Source organism: Cognatazoarcus halotolerans (assembly GCF_009800965.1).
Lineage (GTDB): Bacteria > Pseudomonadota > Gammaproteobacteria > Burkholderiales > Rhodocyclaceae > Cognatazoarcus > Cognatazoarcus halotolerans.
On record NZ_WUAF01000001.1, the window covers coordinates 283,579 to 300,680 of the forward strand.

Genomic DNA, 17,102 nt, shown 5'->3' on the forward strand with positions numbered 1-17,102 from the left:
GACCGATCCGCAATCATGGCCACGAGGCGCGCATCGGAAGCGCCGAAAACCACCATGACGGCAGCAATGCACTTCAAGCTCACCAAGATATCCGGCAGCATCGCACTGGCCCTCACCCTGCTGGCCGGGCCGGCGATCGCCGCCGACCCGACGCCCGCCCAGATGCATGCGACCGCGGTCCGCGCGGCGCGTGCAGGCGATTTCGCCACTGCGGTGCCGACACTCGAGCGACTGGTCCGCACGCAGCCGCGGATCGCGCGCTATCGCTTCGACCTCGTGGCGGTGCTGAGCTGGGCGGAGCAGCATCAACAGGCACTGGCCGCGGCAAAGGGTCTCGACGTGGCGCGCCTGCCCGAATACGTGCTCGCCGCCCTTGCCCGATCGGCGCGGCTCGGCGGTGACAGGCCACTTGCCGTCCGGGCGTACCGGATCCTGCTGAAGCGTCGACCGGACTCGGCCGATTACCGACGCGGCCTTGAACTCGCGACCATACCCGCACCGGCACCGGCACCGGCACCGGCAGCCCCGCAGCCGGGCACACAAGCCCCCCCCGAGGAAGACCCCGCGGAAACCGGGGCGCGGGAGATCCGCGCCGCGCGCCAGGCGCTGGCGGCGAGCTGGACGGCGGACCGCTACGCCACCCTCGACGCGGCGCTGGCAAACAACGCGCAACGCATTGCCGAGGCCGACGAGCGCGGCGCCGGCGTGCGTGCGCGTCGCCTGCGGCTTGATCGCATCGAGGCCCTTGCCCTGCGTGGTCGCAGCGCAGAAGCGCTTGCCCTCGGCGACGAGCTTTCCCGCGCCGCGCCGCTTCCCGCCTATGTCGAAGCACAGCTCGGTGACGCCCTGATGAGTCTGCGCGAACCCCAGGCCGCCGCCGCGCGCTACCGCGCCGCGCTGGCACTCGATCCGGATCGCATCGAGTGGCTGCAGGCCCTCTACTACGCCGAACTCGAAGCGGAACACCATGTCGCAGCCGACGCGGTGATCGAACGGCTCGCCGCCCTCACTGCCGCTGCCCCCGAGCGGCTGCGACGCGACAATGCCATTCTCGCCGCACGAGCGGCCCTTTACGCGGAACGCCCCGCGCTCGCCCAGGCCCGCATCGACGCGGTGCTCGATCAGGCGCCCGAGGACGCTGGCGCGCAGATTGCCGCAGCAGGCATCCTGGCCGCGCGCGGCGCCCCCCGCAGCGCCGAGGCAATCTACCGCAGCCGCCTGTCGGCCCGGCCGGACGACATCGACGCCCGCATCGGACTCACCGAAGCGCTGCGGATGATCGGCGACCGCGCCGCGGCCGACGCGCTCGCCCGCGAGCTGGCCAACGCGGCACCGGAACATCCGGGGGTACAACGTCTGCTGCGCGATCAGGCAGTGCTTGCCCGGCCGGAGCTGGACAGCCGCATCGAAGTCGGCAGCGGCGCAGGCTCGGTCACCGGCAACCGCGACCTTGACTGGCACACCTACCTCTATTCGGCGCCGATCGACAGTCGCTGGCGCGTCTTCGCCCATCACCTGCGGACCGCTTCGGACTACGACGGCGGCTCGCCGCGTCACGAACGGATCGGTCTTGGCGCAGAACACGTCGTGCGCGACTGGCAGACGGTGGCGGAGATCGGTCAGGCAGTGGACAACGGCCGCGATCAGACGCTGGCATTGCGCACGAGCTGGTCGGCAGGCGACAACTGGTCCTTGCGTGCCGGCTTCGAGCACAACACCGACGATCTGCCGCTCAAGGGGCGCAGTGCCACTTTCCAGACCCTCGCCGACCGCTATTCCGCCGCGCTTTCGTATCGCTGGAACGAGTCGCGGGCGCTCAGCTTCGGGGTGGTCCAACACGACTTCAACGACGGCAACCGCCGTACCGCGTTCAGCCTCGGACTGGTCCAGCGGCTGATCAGCGAACCCGGCTTCAGCCTCGATCTTGCGGCCGACGCCTACACCAGTCGCGGCGAACGGGTGGACGTCGCCTACTTCAATCCACGCCGCGACACCGCCCTGTCCCTCGGGCTCGACGCGCGGATCCGCGGCTGGCGCAGCTACGCGCGCAGCCTCACCCATGTTGTCTCCGTCACCGCGGGCCGCTACGACGAACACGCCTTCGGCTTTGCCGGCAACCCCGATCCGGAATACGGCTGGAAGCCGTTCTACGCGATCCGCTACGGACATCGCTGGCAGCTCGGCCCCGCCCTCGCGGTGGATTACGGCGCAGGCCTGCGGATGTTCCCCTACGACGGCAAGCAGGAACACCGAAGCTTCCTGTACGCCGGCGTGAACTGGCGCTTCTGAGGAACCGGACATGCTCATGCACCTGCTGGAAATCGTCGCTGCCGGGCTCTTCGGCTTTTCGTTCTACTACCCGCTCTTCATGGCCTACCTGTGGATGACGGGCGGGCTGTTCTACTGGGCCCACTACGAACGCCACGATCCGGCCCCGGACAGCCCGCCGCCGCTCGACCACTATCCACCGGTGAGCATCCTCGTGCCCTGTCACAACGAGGCCGCGTGCATCGGTGAAACGGTAGACGCCCTACTGGCCATCGACTACCCGGAATTCGAGATCCTGCTGATCAACGACGGCAGCACCGACGAGACCCCGATGGTCATCAACGCCCTGGCGCAGGCCCACGACAGGGTGCGCGCGGTACACCTCGCCGAGAACCAGGGCAAGGCGGTAGGCCTCAACACCGCCGCGCTGCTGGCACGCCACGACTTCTTCCTGTGCATCGACGGCGATTCGCGGGTCGACCCGCATTGCCTGCGCTGGATGATGCGCCACCTGGTGCACAGCCCCCGCGTCGCGGCGGTGACCGGCAATCCACGCATCCGCACCCGCTCCACCCTGCTCGGGCGCGTTCAGGTGGGCGAGTTCTCGTCGATCATCGGCCTCATCAAGCGCGCCCAGCGCACCTACGGCAAGGTCTTCACCGTCTCCGGGGTAATGGTCTGCTTCCGCCGCGCAGCGCTGCACGAAGTCGGCTACTGGAGCCCCGACGCACTCACCGAAGATATCGACATCAGCTGGAAACTCGAGGTACGCCACTGGGACGTGCGCTTCGAACCCTCGGCGCTGTGCTGGATCCTCATGCCCGAGACCCTGCGCGGCCTGTGGCGCCAGCGCCTGCGCTGGGCGATGGGCGGCACCCAGGTGCTGTTCGCGCAGAAGGGCGTGCTCGCCCAATGGACCAACCGCCGGCTGTGGCCGGTGTACCTCGAATACTTCGCCAGTGTCGCCTGGGCCTATTCGATGGGCCTGGTGTTCCTCCTCTTCGGCCTCGGACTGCTCTTCGAATTACCGCCGGAGCTGCGCATCCGTTCGGTACTCCCAGGCTGGAGCGGGCTGGTCATCGGCACCACCTGCCTGCTTCAGGTCGGGGTCAGCATGTTTCTCGACCATCGCTACGAAAAACGGCTCGCCCGTTACTACTACTGGATGATCTGGTATCCGCTCGCCTACTGGCTCATCAACGTATCCACCACCCTGGTCGCGCTCCCCGCCGTGATCATCAGAGGAAGAAAACGCGCAACATGGAAAAGTCCGGATCGCGGTCTGCACCCCGTGCAACCCCACTGATCATCGAACGCCCCGACCTGCAGAGCTGGCAGCAGCGCTTCGTGTCGCGGACCCTCACCCTGGTGTTCTGGGTGGGATGGGTCTATCTGTGGCTGCCGGCGATCACCCTCGTCGGCTGGCTCGCGGGTCTCGAGCGCTTTCACTTCCACATGATCGTGCTGGAGGGCTACCAGGGGTTTCTCGGCCTGCTCGTGCTCTACGCGGTGGTGATCTTCTCGATGGGATTCGCCCTGGTCCTGTGGGCCAAGTACAACCACTGGCGCTTTCGCGGCGTCGAACGTCGGCGCATGCGGCCGACCGTGAGTGCCGAAGCGCTGGGTACGATGATCGGCGTGCAGGCTGCGGACATCGAGCGCTGGCGCGACGCGCGCATCGCGGTGGTCCATCACGATGCGCACGGGCAGGTGGTGATGGTCGACGTCGAGCAGGCGCGCAGCCGCACGCATCCGGCGCCGACACGAGAATTGGCGGCGGCCGACTGTTAACGCTACACTGTTGCATTATCGAATCCGCCATCGAAATGCAGCATGTCCGACGAGAAACACACCGACGCGAGTCGTCTGATCTCCACCCACGGTGGACGGGTCACCCGCACGCGGGTTGCGGTGCTCGACATCCTGCTGGCGAGCGGCCAACCGCTCGCCCACGATGAGATAGCGGCCGCACTGGCGCGGGACGGCATCGCCCACGACCGCGTCACCCTCTACCGCAACCTGGACTGGCTGGTCGAACAGGGCATTGCCCATCGCATGGCGGGCGACGATCGCGTGTGGCGCTTCGGCGTTGCAACCGCCGCCGCCCACGAGCACGCCCACTTCCATTGCGACGCCTGTGGCCAGCTGTTCTGCCTCAAGGCGCTCACCCCCGCCTTCGCCATCGCACTGCCCGACGGCTACCGGATGAATCGAGCCGAGCTCATCGTCCATGGCGCCTGCCCCCATTGCAGCCGGCAGTCGGACTGAAATCCGGCACCGCTCGACACACCCGCCACCATCACACCCCATGACAGCCCACACTCATGGCACCCCGGTGCACCACGATCATGCCGAGCCCCGAGCAACCCTGCTGACGAGCGGACTCGGCCAGCGGCTCGTGGCCGTTTCAGGTCTTGCCGCCTTGCTGTGGCTCACCGTTTTCTGGGTACTTGCCGGCTCATGATCCGATTCGAGAACCTTACCCTCGGTTATGATCGCCATCCCGCGGTCCATCACCTCGACCTGAGCATCCCCGACGGCTCGCTGATGGCCATCGTCGGCCCCAACGGCGCGGGGAAATCCACCCTGCTGAAAGGCATCACCGGGGAACTGCGTCCGCTGGGTGGCAGCATCGCCCTGCGCGGCATCTCCGCTGCCGACATCGCCTACCTGCCGCAGGCGCACGGCCTCGATCTGGATTTCCCGCTGTCGGTCTTCGATCTGGTCGCAACCGGCCTGTGGCGCCGCACCGGCGCCTTCGGCCGCCTCTCCGGAGAAGACCGGGAGCGTATCCGCGAGGCACTCGACACGGTCGGCCTCGGCGCATTCGTCGGGCGTCCGATCGGCGCGCTCTCGGGTGGCCAACTGCAGCGGGTACGCTTTGCCCGTCTGCTGCTGCAGCAGGCCAAGGTCATGATGCTCGACGAGCCCTTCGCCGCAGTGGATCAGCGCACCAGCGAAGACCTCATGCACATCATCCTCGACTGGCACTGCGAAGGCCGCACGGTACTTGCCGTACTGCACGATCTCGAGCAGGTACGCCGCCATTTCACCACCTGCCTGCTGGTCGCCCGAGAACCGATCGCCTACGGTGACACGAGCACGGTGCTGACCCGGGCAAACCTGGCCCGCGCCCGCCGCCATGCAGAGGAATTCGACCAGCACGCGCCGGTCTGCCATGTGGACGAATTGCCGAGGAAGACCGCATGACGCTCGTCGGCTGGCTGTTCGACCCCTTTCTCGACTTCGACTTCATGCGTCGCGCACTGGCGGGCTGCCTCGCGCTGGCGCTCGGCGCGACGCCGGTGGGCGCCTTCCTGCTGCTGCGGCGCATGAGCCTGATGGGCGACGCAATGAGCCACGCCATCCTGCCCGGTGCCGCGCTCGGCTACCTCGCCTTCGGCCTGTCACTCGGCGCGATGACCGTCGGTGGCCTCGTCGCCGGGGTGGTGGTGGCCCTTGCCGCCGGCGTAGTGGCACGCTCGTCGGTGCTCAAGGAGGACGCCAGCCTCGCTGCCTTCTATCTGCTGTCGCTTGCCGCCGGGGTACTCATCGTGTCACTGCGCGGCAGCAACCTCGATCTGCTGCACGTGCTCTTCGGTTCGGTGCTGGCACTCGACGATCCCTCGCTGCTGCTGATCGCCGGCATTGCCACGGTCACCCTCTTTGCCCTTGCCGTGATGCTGCGCCCACTGGTGCTCGAGTGCGTCGACCCCGGTTTCCTTCGCGCCGTGAGCCCGCTCTCGCCGGTCACCCACTACGGCTTCCTGATCCTCGTGGTGCTCAATCTCGTGGCCGGTTTCCATGCACTCGGCACCCTCATGGCGGTGGGCATCATGATCCTGCCTGCCGCTGCGGCCCGGCTGTGGACCCGCAGCCTGGGACGACTGCTGGCGAGCGCCGTGGCGCAAGCCTTCGGTGGCGCGGTGGCGGGCCTGCTGATGTCCTTCTACCTCGATCTGCCCGCCGGGCCGGCCATCGTACTGATGCTCGGCATCCTCTATTTCGCCGCCCTGCTGTTCGCCCCGAACGGTCTGGTCAGCCGTCTGCTTCCCCGTCGTACCCACCTGGAACACTGATCGTGAAACATCTGCTGCGCGTTCTCGCGCTCCTCGCCAGCCTGCTCGCCCCGAGCTTTGCCTCCGCTACCCCGCCGATGCCGGTGGCGGCCAGTTTCAGCATTCTTGCCGACCTGGTGCACCAGATCGGTGGAGAACGGGTTTCGGTCACCACGCTGGTCGGCCCGGACGAAGATGCACACGCCTTCCAGGCTCGCCCGTCCGACGCACGTCGCGTCAAGGACGCCCGCCTCGTCTTTGCCAACGGCCTCGGTTTCGACAACTGGATGGAGCGACTCGCTCGTGCGGCCGGCGTGCAACAGCTGGTGATTGCCAGCACCGGCATTGCCGCACTGCACGGTGAGGACGCACACGATGACGGGCACGACGATCATGCCGGCCACGCCCATGGCGCCAATGATCCGCACGCCTGGCAGGACCCGCGCAACGTGCTCATCTACGTGGACAACATCCGCGCCGCACTCAGCGCCGCCGACCCGGCAGGCAGCGACTACTATGACCGCAAGGCCGACACCTACAAGGCTGCGCTGCGGGATCTGGATGCCCGCATCCGCGGGGCGGTGCTGAAGCTGCCTGCGGACCGGCGGCGCATCGTGACCTCTCACGACGCCTTCGGTTACTTCGCTCACGCCTACGGGCTCGACTTCATCGCCCCGGTGGGGCTCGGCAATGAAGCCGACCCCAGCGCCGCGGGCGTGGCCGCACTGATTCGCCAGATCCGTGAAACGCGCGTGCCGGCGGTCTTCCTCGAAAACGTGACCGATCCGCGCCTGCTCGAGCGCATCCGGCGCGAAACCGGCGCGAAGGTAGGTGGCGTCCTGTATTCCGATGCCCTGTCCAAACGCGATCCCGCGGCATCCACCTACATCGGCATGATGGATCGCAATCTTGCGACGCTGACCGCCGCGCTCGCGCCGACGGGCACGCAGTAACCTCGCGGCCCGCCCGGCGCCGGCGATCGGCGACACGCCGGTCAAGTCATCCGTTCATCGGCACTGCAGCTGACCGGATTGCACGTGGACCACGCACTGCAGCGCGCCGCACTGGCAATTGCGGATCATCGATACAGGCGCGCCCGCCGGAGCCAGATTGATCCCTGCCGAGCAACTGCACTCCTGCGGAGCGAGGCTCGGCTCGGCGCGGGCCTCGCGGACGGACGACGTACCCGAAAATGCGGTCAGCGCAGACACGATGGCCAGCAGCGCGGAAACGCCGATCAACGAATGCTTTAGACGCATGATGCTTACCCTGTCGTTGAAGGAGCTCTCATCCTAGGCCATCGGAAGGCGGTCGATGCAAGGAATCATTTCAATGCTCGCGCCGCGCCGACGACGGTCCCGTCCCGCATCGCGACCGGCGCCGGGCAAGCGGCCGCTCAGATCCGGAAGAAATCGCGGATACGCTGGCTCAGGGCCGCGGTTTCCGCCTGTTCCCGACGATCGAATGCGTGGCCCACCCGGTCGCTCTCGTAACCCGCTTCGAGCTCGCGCACGCGCTCGAGACGCCGCTCGAGCACCGCAGACATGATCTCCGCCAACTCGGGCCGGGCGTGGAGAATGTGGCTGAAGCTCTCCTTGTCGAGCCGGTAGACCTCGACATCGGTAATCGCGATGACGGTGGCACGGCGGGGCGCGCCGGTCATCAACCCCGGCTCACCGAACACGCTGCCCGGCCCGCGCTTCTCGAGCAGGCGCTGCGGCCCTTCGGGCGGCTGCCACCACGCTTCGACCTCACCCGAGACGATGATGTACAGCCAGTGTGCCACCGCCCCCTGACGGGTCAGGATGTCGCCGCGGGCAAAGGGCGAATACACCAGGCGTTGCGCAAGATCGACGCGCTCGTCCTCGTTGAGGCACTGGAACATCTCGATACCGGTCACCGCTTCAAGACGCCGGGTCAGCTCGCGGCTGCGCACCTCCTTGCGATGGCTCTGCCCTTCCTTGACCAGGTGCACGGTGTGATCGCTGACGGCAAGGCGGATGCCCTTGCGCTGGAGCGCGGCGAGTACGTGCTGACGCACCTCGGAGTCGGTCGGATCGTCGAGGGAAGGATCGTCGAGCCAATAGCGCAGGCCGTATCGTGCGTAGCCTTCGCCGAATTCCATGAGCACGCAGTTGGGCGCCGGGCGGTCCAGCACATTGGGAATCCGTGCCGTGACGATATCGTCGGTCACGACCTTGATGACCCGCGCCGGACGCACCGCGAGATCGACGTTGAACCACACCCAGCGCCGCCAGCCAGCCGAACTCTCGCGATCGCACAAGACCATGTAGCGATTCTTCATGAGATGGCTGTTAGGCATCACGACCTTCTCGCCGGAACGGGTCAGCAAGGCCGTGTAACGCCACTGGATATCGATGACCTTGCCCGAGATGTCGTCCAGCACGATCCAGTCGCCGATCTCGAGCGAATTGTCCATCTGCAACGCCAGGCCGCCGAGCAGGTTGCCGAGCGTGTCCTGCATCGAAATCGCCAACACCGCGGTAAGAACCGCCGAGGTGGCGAAGATGTGGGTGAACTCCACCCCCGCGAGATTGAGCCGCACGAAGGCCCACAATACATAGACGGCAATCACCAGGATGTCGGCAAGAATCCGTGAAATTGCAATCTTGAAGCGCGGCACCAGCACCTCGAAGAACGCGAGGCCAAGAAAGCGGATGACCGCCAGCCCCTGACCGAACACGGCGGCTTCCCGCAGCCAGCGTGCCGGCCCCTCGACCGCCAGGTCGCCGATCAGTCCGGCGGCGAGATCGCCGAGCAGGCAGCACACATAGAAGACAAGGGTGTTGAGCTGCGAACGGCGGCGCGCATACAAGGGGCGCGCGATGACCAGGAAACACAAGACCATCAACGCCAGCGTAAAGGGCGCTTCCACACTGAGGAAAGGCAGTCTCGTCATCGCCGTCACAACGTTACAGAAATGTGACAACAAGCCTACCACGGACCCGGGCAAGCGCCTCGCCTCCGCGGCGAAACCCGGCGTCGCGCTCGGATCCGGCCGGAAACGGCGCTCCGTCGGAGCATTCCCCGACGATATACTTGCGCCTCCCTTCGATCGTCAGCTTCCGTTCATGCATACGCCACAAGCGCTCACCCGTCTCGACGACGCGCTTCTCGACCACCCGCGCCGCAGCCTGTTCCTGCGCCTTGTCGCCGCCTGGCTGGTGCTCACCTCACTGTGCGCTTTTGCGGCATGGCGTTTCGGCATCAGTCAGGTCGACGCACAGCTTGCCGATCGAGTCCGGCAAGAGACGGTTCGCTACGCCGCGCTGTTCAGCGCTTATGCCGCCGCGCCGGACACTTCGCGCAAGGCGAGGCTCGACGCCGAACTGGCGCGACTGACCTCGGACGGTTTCCGGATCATTCGTCTTTACGATGCTGATGGCAATCCGGCAGCCACGATGCAGTCACCGGGCGCGTCCGGTTATGAAGCGGCCCTGGCCCGCGAAGCCCCGGCACGACCGGACCGTCACACAGAAATCTGGCGACGCATATCGCTTTTCGGACAGCCGCACATGCTCATGGTCGGCCCGATTCACGATCCGAACGGAGCGCTGGTGGGCTACGGCAGCGCAATCTACCGTTTCGACAGGGGTACCATCGAATCGCTCGAAGGCCTGGTGCGCATGGTCTCTCTGATGACTGCGGCAACGGTCCTCGCATCGTTCGCGATGGTCTATCCGCTGGTCGCGTTCCTGAACCGCCGGCTTCTCCGCTCGGCACGCGAGCTCATGTCGAGCAATATCGGCACACTCAAGACTCTGGGCAGTGCGATCGCCAAGCGTGACGGAGACACCGCCCTGCACAACTACCGGGTCACGATCTATGCCGTACGGCTCGCCGAAACCCTGCAGCTTGACCGCAAGCTGATCCAGCGGCTCATCATCGGCTCGTTTCTTCACGACATCGGCAAGATCGCCACACCGGACACGGTCCTGCTGAAAGAAGGCGGCCACGACGAGGCGGAAAAGCGCATCATGCGCCAGCATGTGGGCCACGGCGTGGACATCGTCAAGCAGTATCCCTGGCTCGCCTCCGGCGTGGATGTGGTTGCGGGCCATCATGAACGCTACGATGGCAGCGGCTACCCGCTCGGCCTCAAGGGCGACGCAATCCCGCTGATCGCGCGCATATTCGCGGTGGCCGACGTTTTCGATGCGCTCGCTTCCACGCGCCCCTACAAGCGGCCCTACCCCTACGACAAAATCATCGACATGCTCACCGGTGAGCTCGCGAACCAGTTCGATCCGACGATTCTTCGTGCCTTCGTCCCGATCAGCGGCGAACTTCACGCCGCCTGCGCCGGACTCGACGAAGCCCGCGCGGACGCGTTACTCAACGAGATCGTCGCCCGTTACTTTCCCGGCGCCCGTCCGGACAGACGCGAGCGGACGATCAACGCCGCCGCGGGACCGCACCGGCAGAGCGCCTAGCGTTCATACCGATACAGCAAGGTCCTGCATTGGGCACAGCGCACGACTCTGGTGTCGTCATCCTTGTCGTCCAGACCCTGCTCCTCGGTCTCGCCCGACCCACAGCCCGGACAACTCGCGCCGGCCTCGCCCCGCGCCGCCAGCCAGGCATCGCGCGACGGCAGATCTCGTTGCCGCTGCATGCTGCGCAGATGCCGGCCGACAAGCAGGAATGCGCCCGCAAAAAATAACAGGGTGACGATCAGGGGAAACGCCATTTCAATGGCCATGGATCTTCCAGGAGTGAGCTGGCCGAGGCCCGCGGGAGCACAAGCCTAGCGCAACTGCGATTTCCGGGCCTTGATCGCGATCCTTTCCCCGACGTCCCGGATTGCGAGGCTGTTCTCACCGTCTGGCGGCAGTTGAACGACCTGCATACCACGGGTAGCGGACGCGGAGCGCATGTCCACGGTAGCCACCGATCGAACGGAAGGCCCCGGCTGCGGGCACGCGCCCTTGATACGGCCGTTGCCCGCCATCCGAACCACTCGTCGGCGCGCCTACCGACCACCACTGCCGATCAACACATACCCGCCAAGGACAACACGGTCTCGTCGGACGAGAATCGCGTTTTGATTGCATTCATATTTCTGAAACAATGCGGCCTTCGTCAAAAGCGGACAGCAGCAGTGGACCTCAAACACATCAGCGATCTCGAACGCGCCACGAAACGCGGTCGGGGCGAAATGGGCCGGCTGGGCATAGCCCTGCTCTTCATCGTCGGCGTCATGTTGTTCGCCTCCACCCGCAACAGCGGGCCCGGAAGCATGATGCTGGTGATCGCAGCGATGATCGGCGGTTACATGGCGATCAACATCGGCGCCAACGATGTCGCCAACAACGTCGGCCCCGCAGTCGGCTCGAAGGCAATGAGCCTTGGCCTCGCGCTGATCATCGCCGCCATCTTCGAGGCGGCGGGCGCACTCATCGCAGGCGGCGAGGTGGTCGATACGATTCGCAGCGGCATCATCGATCCCGCGCTGGTCCCCAGCGGCGACACCTTCATCTGGCTGATGATGTCAGCCCTGCTGGCAGGCGCAATCTGGCTCAATATCGCAACCGCAATCGGGGCGCCAGTCTCGACCACTCACTCCATCGTCGGCGCGGTACTGGGTGCAGGGGTCGCGGCCAGCGGCTTCGGTATCGGCAACTGGGACAAGATCTACGCAATCGCCGCCAGCTGGGTGATCTCGCCGGTGCTCGGCGGCATCATTGCCGCCGCCTTCCTCTACTTCATCAAGCACCGCATCACTTACCAGGCGGACATGGCCCAGGCGGCACGACGCTGGGTGCCGCTACTGGTGGCGGCGATGGCCTGGGCATTCAGTACCTACCTGATGCTCAAGGGGCTCAAACACATCTGGAAGGTAAGCTTCACACAGGCGGTGCTCTACGGTTTTGGCCTCGCGGCAGTGGTACTCCTCACGGTCCGGCCGCTGGTCGCGCGAAAGTCGCGGCAGTTGCAGAACAGCAAGCAGGGCGTCAATCAGCTGTTCACCGTACCGCTCATCTTCGCCGCCTCGCTGCTTTCCTTCGCCCACGGCTCGAACGACGTGGCCAACGCGGTAGGGCCGCTCGCCGCCATCGTCGACGCGGTCGGCAGCATGGGCGGGGCACTTCATACGAAGGCCAGCATTCCGCTATGGGTCATGATGGTCGGTGCCATCGGCATCTCGGTCGGCCTCGCCCTGTTCGGCCCCAAGGTGATTCGCACGGTCGGTTCGGAGATCACCGAACTCGACCAGATGCGCGCCTACTGTATCGCCATGGCTGCGACCCTCACGGTGATCGTCGCCAGCCAGATGGGACTGCCGGTCAGTTCCACCCATATCGCGGTCGGCGGCGTATTCGGTGTCGGCTTCCTGCGCGAATGGATCAAGCGCAACAACGCCCGCATGGAAGACGAGATCAAGGCGCACCACCCGGAGGGAGATCAGCAGGCCATCGACGCCTTCATGGAGCGCTTCAACAAGGCCCAGGTACAAGAGAAAGGTGCCATGCTTGCGGAACTGAAGCTGCAGGCGAAAGCGCAGCTCGATCCCGCCAACTTCTCGAAGCGGGAGCGCAAGAACCTCAAGAAGGTCTATCGATACGAACTGGTCAAGCGCTCGCAGCTGCTGCGCATCGCCGCAGCGTGGGTGATCACCGTGCCCGCGTCGGCACTGATGGCCGCGATGGTGTTCTTCATGATCCGCGGCATGATGCTTCCCTCCTGATACGACTACCCGGGCGCAGCCGTATCAGGAACCGGGAGACATGGGCTCACGCCATGAACCATCCGTGACTCGCGACCACGGACTGGCCGGTCAGGGCCAGTGACGGAAAGGCGGCAAGGAAGGCGGCCACCTCTGCAATGTCATCCGTGGAAGTGAATTCTCCATCTACGGTCTCTCTCAGCATCACGTCGCGAACCACCTCTTTTTCCGAGATGCCGAGATCCTTCGCCTGCTCGGGTATCTGCCGGTCGACCAGCGGGGTGCGCACGAATCCCGGGCAGATCACGTTGGCAGCGACATGATGCGGCGCCCCCTCGAGGGCGACCACCTTGGCGAGGCCCAGCAAGCCGTGCTTGGCGGTGACATAGGGCGCCTTGAGGTGGGAGGCGACCTTGGAATGTACCGAACCGGTATAGATCACCTTGCCGTGGCCGTTCGCGTACATGTGTGGCAGGCAGGCCCGCGTGGTCAGGAAGGCGCCGTCGAGATGCACCGCGAGAAGTTTCTTCCACTGCGCGAAAGCCAGCTCTTCCAGCGGCGAGATGATCTGGATGCCCGCGTTGCTGACGAGCACATCCACCCCGCCCCACTGCGACACCACCTTGGCGACACCCGCGCTCACCTGTTCCTCGTCGCTCACGTCCATGCGCACACCGATGGCGCGCCCGTCTGGCCCGAGCTCGTCGGCCGTCTTGTGGGCGGCCGATTCATCGAGATCGGCGATTGCCACGCGTGCGCCCAATTGCAGGAACCGGGCGGCGATGGCTCTGCCGATTCCGCTGGCGGCGCCGGTAACGATACAACGCTGGTCTTGAAGTTCCATGTTCATGCTCCTTGAGATTGAGGTTGCTGCCGTATCCTGGCCGTGCGGCTGCGGTCGGCTTGGTGACGGCGCGCGTTGCGAGTGAGGTCGAAGACCTGGACACCTGCGGCGCCGGTTTTTCGGGTGAGCCAGTCGGGATGCTCCAACGTACGGGTCATGTCATCGCGGCCGGCCGCCCAGTGACGCAGCATCGACCACCTCGAAAACTCGTAGTCCTTCGACTGACTCTCGTAAGCCTTGCGGCGATGAATCAGATGCACCACGGTCAGCGCCCGTGCCTCGGTCGCCTCGCGCAGCAGCGCCGCATCGGGGTCGTCGCGGAATGCCTCGGGCAGCCGTGCCAGCAGGTTGCGCGCGGCCTCCGCCATACGCTGGCGGCGCACCGCATTGGTAGTGTTGAGCCGGGTGCGGCTGGAGTAGCGGATGTCCTTCTCGCGCTCGGCAACGTCGATGAGTGTCCTCGGTGCCGTCCCCTCCGCCTGGAACAGGTCCACCTGAAAAACCAGGCGCTGCGCGTTGCCGGGTTGGTCCAGCACATAGTCAAGCGGGGTGTTCGAAACGAGCCCGCCATCCCAGTACCATTCGCCATCGATCTCCACCGGCGGGAAGCCGGGCGGGAGAGCCCCGCTTGCCATGATGTGACGGACATCGAGGCGTTGCCGGGCCGTATCGAAATAGCTGAAATTGCCGGTGCGCAGGTTGACCACGCCGACCGAAAGCCGCATCCGCCCCGAATTGAGCAGATCGAAATCGACCAGCTCCTCGAGTGTCCTGCGCAGCGGTGCCGTGTCGTAATAGCTCAGCGTCCCGGTCGGACGGGGCCAGTGCGGCAGGGGCGTCGGCCAGCGCGGGACAAAGAATGCCGGCTGGCCGAGCACCAGCCCGAGGCCGGCATCGATGCGATTGAACCAGAGCTGGAGTTCCGTCGGCGCAGCCGGCGTGCGTGGCAGCGCGAGCGTGGTGACCCGCTGCCAGAATGCCTCGAGGGCCTGCACGCGGCGCTCCGGCGGGTTGCCTGCGATCAGCGCGGCGTTGACCGCTCCGATCGAGATACCTGCCACCCAGTCGGGCACCCGGGCACGTTCGGCCAGTACCTGGAACACACCTGCCTGATATGCGCCGAGCGCGCCGCCGCCCTGCAGGACGAGCACACACGCCTCGGCGCTACCCGTGGCCTCTCCCGGGCGGACCCGACTCATGATGCGGCGCCCGATGCGGCCGGCACCGGTTCAACGAAAGAGACGGAGTCGTGCTGCAGCCCGTCTTCCACCGCCTTGAGCGCCAGATTCGCTTCGTAATACTTGTGATCGCCGGAGAGCGATATCGCTTGGTCGATGAGCTTGCCGCTCGAGGCGATCGGCATCCACTGCCGCAGGTAGGACACCTCCACCTTGCCTTTCGTCAGCGTGTCGACCGCGCCCTTGCGATCACCCTTGCCGAACAACTCGCGGGCCTTCTCGAGGATCGGCACATGCTTGGGCGCAGGCTTGAACTGGTCGGCAAGCACCAGATCGCCGCCGACCGGCACGATGTCGGCCGTCACGTTGCTGGCATCCTTGCCGATCACCTTGCCCTGGACGCTGACCACCGTGGTACTCGCAAAGCTCGGCGCTTCGGCCTTGGCCACCAGCAGCGATTTCTGGGCGAGCTTCATGTCCTGCATGGCCAGGTCGGTCTTTCCGTCGAACAGTTCGCGACGGGCAAGGCGGACGCTGTCGATCGTATCGCGCCCGGCCTGGGAGAACTTCATCAGGGCATCGGCCTCGCTCGAAGTGGCAGTCACCTTGGGCGCGGGGGCCTGCTGAACCGCAGCCGGGGCCGGCTTGGCGGCACGCGCCAACGGTACCGCCATGCCGATCGCCAGCGCGACGGCAAGGGCACCCGCGGTCATGGACGGGAGGCGAAGGGTTGAAACAATCGATGCGGTTTTCATCTTGAGACTCCTTTACTTGAACAATGGAAGTGAAGTACGACCGCTCGCGCGGCCAGGATTTGGCCCCGACACTTGGCCAGGACCGTCGGACCATAGAAAGCGCAGGTCCTGCGGATGCCCTGCATGGATGCTCACCCGCCGCATCTCGGTCACCCCTTCGGCGGTGGCCCGCACGGTGTAGTCGCCATCCGGCAAGGCCACGTAAAGCAGCGGCCCGGCGTTGGATAGCTCGAACACCGTGTCGCCGCGCGCATTGCGGATCAACACCGGGACCCGCGTCAAAGAGACCTTGTCCGGTTCCGCCGAGAAGCTCATGTGCAACGGGTAGGCACCCGCAATCGCATGCATCCGGAGCCGCTCGGTCGCCCCCACGCCGCCATTGGCAAAGGGCGCAGTCGTAACATGCGAGCTCATCGCCGCGGCGTTCGGCTGCGTGACTGTGCCGAGTACCGCCAGGCATGCCACCAGGATCGCGAGGTTACGGTGCGGATTCATCCGGGGTCTCCAGACAGGACGCGTTGCGGGATGGACGGCCGCCGCGGGCTCAGCCTGCCGCCGCCATGTCGGGCTCGATTCCGGGGGCCTGGCGCGGCGCCATGCAGGTGATGTCGGCGTCGGCCAGGACGTAGTGGGCACGCAAGGACTCCCGTCCGCTGCCGTTCAGGAACAGCTTGTAGTGATCGGCACCGAGATTCCTGCGATACCGCAGGACCGGGTGATGGCCCAGGCCAACCGCGCTGAGTGCCCCGACAAGGGCACCGACCATGCCGCCCAGCAGTCCGCCTTCGATACCGCCGGCGATGCTGGCCGAATACCAGCCGACCGCCACAACGTTGCCGATCAGCGGCATGACCGTCAGCGTTGCGCCGACCAGGACACCCGACAGCGCGCCCAGAAACAGACCGACGCGACCGAACCTGGCGGCCGTGTCACCAGCGCTGGCATAGCCAAGCACGCGCTCCTCGGAATGAAAGCCTTCGCCGACGAGCGAGATCCGGGCAAGGTCGAAGCCGGCCCGGCCCAGGGCCCGGACGGCACGATCCGCCTGATCGTGAGAAGAAAATTCTGCGACTGCAATATCGGGCCTGTTCATGATTGCCTCCTTGAGGATTCGGGTCCTGCCACGTGCAGGGCGTCTCCGATGGCTTCAATCTAGGCTCGCGACATACGCAATACAGCTGTCCTAAGTCATCAATCGGGGGAGCAGGAAGTCATGACCGGACATGCCGAAGGTCACCTCTCGGGCGCACGCGAGGGCGCCCGAGAGGCAAGGTGATCGGAGGGAAACGAGGATGCGCGCGGAAGTCGCTT

General features: G+C 65.8%; 18 protein-coding genes. 10 read left to right on the plus strand and 8 right to left on the minus strand.

Translation table 11 applies throughout. The annotated features are described in order from the left end of the window. Nucleotides 1–54 precede the first annotated feature (54 nt). From GQB03_RS01355 to GQB03_RS01390, 8 genes are read left to right on the plus strand one after another with little or no spacing between them, the layout of a single operon-like run. On the plus strand, nt 55–2,289 hold the full coding sequence (locus GQB03_RS01355; RefSeq protein WP_159683137.1) for a PgaA family protein: 2,235 nt from the start codon (nt 55–57) through the stop codon (nt 2,287–2,289). Nucleotides 2,290–2,299: 10 nt separating this feature from the next. After that, nucleotides 2,300–3,574: a poly-beta-1,6-N-acetyl-D-glucosamine synthase gene (gene pgaC, locus GQB03_RS01360; protein ID WP_159683139.1), complete on the plus strand. Its 1,275-nt coding sequence runs from the start codon at nt 2,300–2,302 to the stop codon at nt 3,572–3,574. Continuing rightward, nucleotides 3,529–4,059 carry a poly-beta-1,6-N-acetyl-D-glucosamine biosynthesis protein PgaD gene (gene pgaD, locus GQB03_RS01365; protein WP_159683142.1) on the plus strand — a complete coding sequence of 177 codons (531 nt, stop codon included), beginning with the start codon at nt 3,529–3,531 and terminating at the stop codon, nt 4,057–4,059. Before pgaC ends, pgaD begins: the two co-directional genes overlap by 46 nt. A 42-nt stretch (nt 4,060–4,101) precedes the next feature. Next, nucleotides 4,102–4,536 carry a Fur family transcriptional regulator gene (locus GQB03_RS01370; RefSeq protein ID WP_159683146.1) on the plus strand — a complete coding sequence of 145 codons (435 nt, stop codon included), beginning with the start codon at nt 4,102–4,104 and terminating at the stop codon, nt 4,534–4,536. A 40-nt stretch (nt 4,537–4,576) separates the two neighbouring features. After that, a complete protein-coding gene (locus GQB03_RS01375; protein ID WP_159683148.1) occupies nt 4,577–4,732 on the plus strand; it encodes a hypothetical protein in 156 nt (51 codons plus the stop codon). Then, nucleotides 4,729–5,478 (plus strand): metal ABC transporter ATP-binding protein, encoded by a 750-nt coding sequence (locus GQB03_RS01380; protein WP_200832061.1) that lies wholly within the window; start codon nt 4,729–4,731, stop codon nt 5,476–5,478. Before GQB03_RS01375 ends, GQB03_RS01380 begins: the two co-directional genes overlap by 4 nt. After that, on the plus strand, nt 5,475–6,347 hold the full coding sequence (locus GQB03_RS01385) for a metal ABC transporter permease (protein ID WP_159683151.1): 873 nt from the start codon (nt 5,475–5,477) through the stop codon (nt 6,345–6,347). The genes GQB03_RS01380 and GQB03_RS01385 overlap by 4 nt, the downstream gene beginning before the upstream one ends. Nucleotides 6,348–6,349: 2 nt before the next feature. Beyond that, a complete protein-coding gene (locus GQB03_RS01390; protein WP_235026894.1) occupies nt 6,350–7,279 on the plus strand; it encodes a metal ABC transporter solute-binding protein, Zn/Mn family in 930 nt (309 codons plus the stop codon). A 54-nt stretch (nt 7,280–7,333) separates the two neighbouring features. Here GQB03_RS01390 and GQB03_RS01395 read toward each other — a convergent pair whose 3' ends face one another. Both GQB03_RS01395 and GQB03_RS01400 read right to left on the minus strand, forming a co-directional pair. Continuing rightward, nucleotides 7,334–7,585, minus strand: coding sequence for a hypothetical protein (locus tag GQB03_RS01395; RefSeq protein WP_159683154.1), 252 nt, complete (start codon nt 7,583–7,585; stop codon nt 7,334–7,336). Between the two features lie 137 nt (nt 7,586–7,722). Continuing rightward, nucleotides 7,723–9,246: a mechanosensitive ion channel family protein gene (locus GQB03_RS01400; protein ID WP_159683157.1), complete on the minus strand. Its 1,524-nt coding sequence runs from the start codon at nt 9,244–9,246 to the stop codon at nt 7,723–7,725. 172 nt (nt 9,247–9,418) lie between these two features. On the opposite strand from GQB03_RS01400, the gene GQB03_RS01405 reads away from it, so the two are divergent. Next, nucleotides 9,419–10,780 carry an HD-GYP domain-containing protein gene (locus tag GQB03_RS01405; protein WP_159683160.1) on the plus strand — a complete coding sequence of 454 codons (1,362 nt, stop codon included), beginning with the start codon at nt 9,419–9,421 and terminating at the stop codon, nt 10,778–10,780. Here GQB03_RS01405 and GQB03_RS01410 read toward each other — a convergent pair. After that, nucleotides 10,777–11,049 (minus strand): hypothetical protein, encoded by a 273-nt coding sequence (locus GQB03_RS01410; RefSeq protein ID WP_159683163.1) that lies wholly within the window; start codon nt 11,047–11,049, stop codon nt 10,777–10,779. The two genes, GQB03_RS01405 and GQB03_RS01410, sit on opposite strands and share 4 nt — an antisense overlap. 399 nt (nt 11,050–11,448) lie before the next feature. Here GQB03_RS01410 and GQB03_RS01415 point away from each other — a divergent pair, with 399 nt between their 5' ends. Beyond that, nucleotides 11,449–13,035, plus strand: coding sequence for an inorganic phosphate transporter (locus tag GQB03_RS01415; RefSeq protein WP_159683166.1), 1,587 nt, complete (start codon nt 11,449–11,451; stop codon nt 13,033–13,035). A 46-nt stretch (nt 13,036–13,081) separates the two neighbouring features. Here GQB03_RS01415 and GQB03_RS01420 read toward each other — a convergent pair whose 3' ends face one another. Genes GQB03_RS01420 through GQB03_RS01440 form a run of 5 tightly spaced genes read right to left on the minus strand, consistent with a single transcriptional unit; the run spans nt 13,082 to nt 16,884 of the window. Continuing rightward, nucleotides 13,082–13,858 (minus strand): 3-hydroxybutyrate dehydrogenase, encoded by a 777-nt coding sequence (locus GQB03_RS01420; RefSeq protein WP_159683169.1) that lies wholly within the window; start codon nt 13,856–13,858, stop codon nt 13,082–13,084. 2 nt (nt 13,859–13,860) lie between these two features. After that, nucleotides 13,861–15,057, minus strand: coding sequence for a patatin-like phospholipase family protein (locus GQB03_RS01425; RefSeq protein ID WP_159683172.1), 1,197 nt, complete (start codon nt 15,055–15,057; stop codon nt 13,861–13,863). Continuing rightward, nucleotides 15,054–15,791 carry a YfdX family protein gene (locus GQB03_RS01430; protein ID WP_159683175.1) on the minus strand — a complete coding sequence of 246 codons (738 nt, stop codon included), beginning with the start codon at nt 15,789–15,791 and terminating at the stop codon, nt 15,054–15,056. Before GQB03_RS01430 ends, GQB03_RS01425 begins: the two co-directional genes overlap by 4 nt. A gap of 12 nt (nt 15,792–15,803) precedes the next feature. Further along, nucleotides 15,804–16,286, minus strand: coding sequence for a hypothetical protein (locus tag GQB03_RS01435; protein ID WP_159683178.1), 483 nt, complete (start codon nt 16,284–16,286; stop codon nt 15,804–15,806). A gap of 49 nt (nt 16,287–16,335) precedes the next feature. Continuing rightward, nucleotides 16,336–16,884, minus strand: coding sequence for a general stress protein (locus GQB03_RS01440; RefSeq protein WP_159683181.1), 549 nt, complete (start codon nt 16,882–16,884; stop codon nt 16,336–16,338). Nucleotides 16,885–17,102 lie beyond the last annotated feature (218 nt).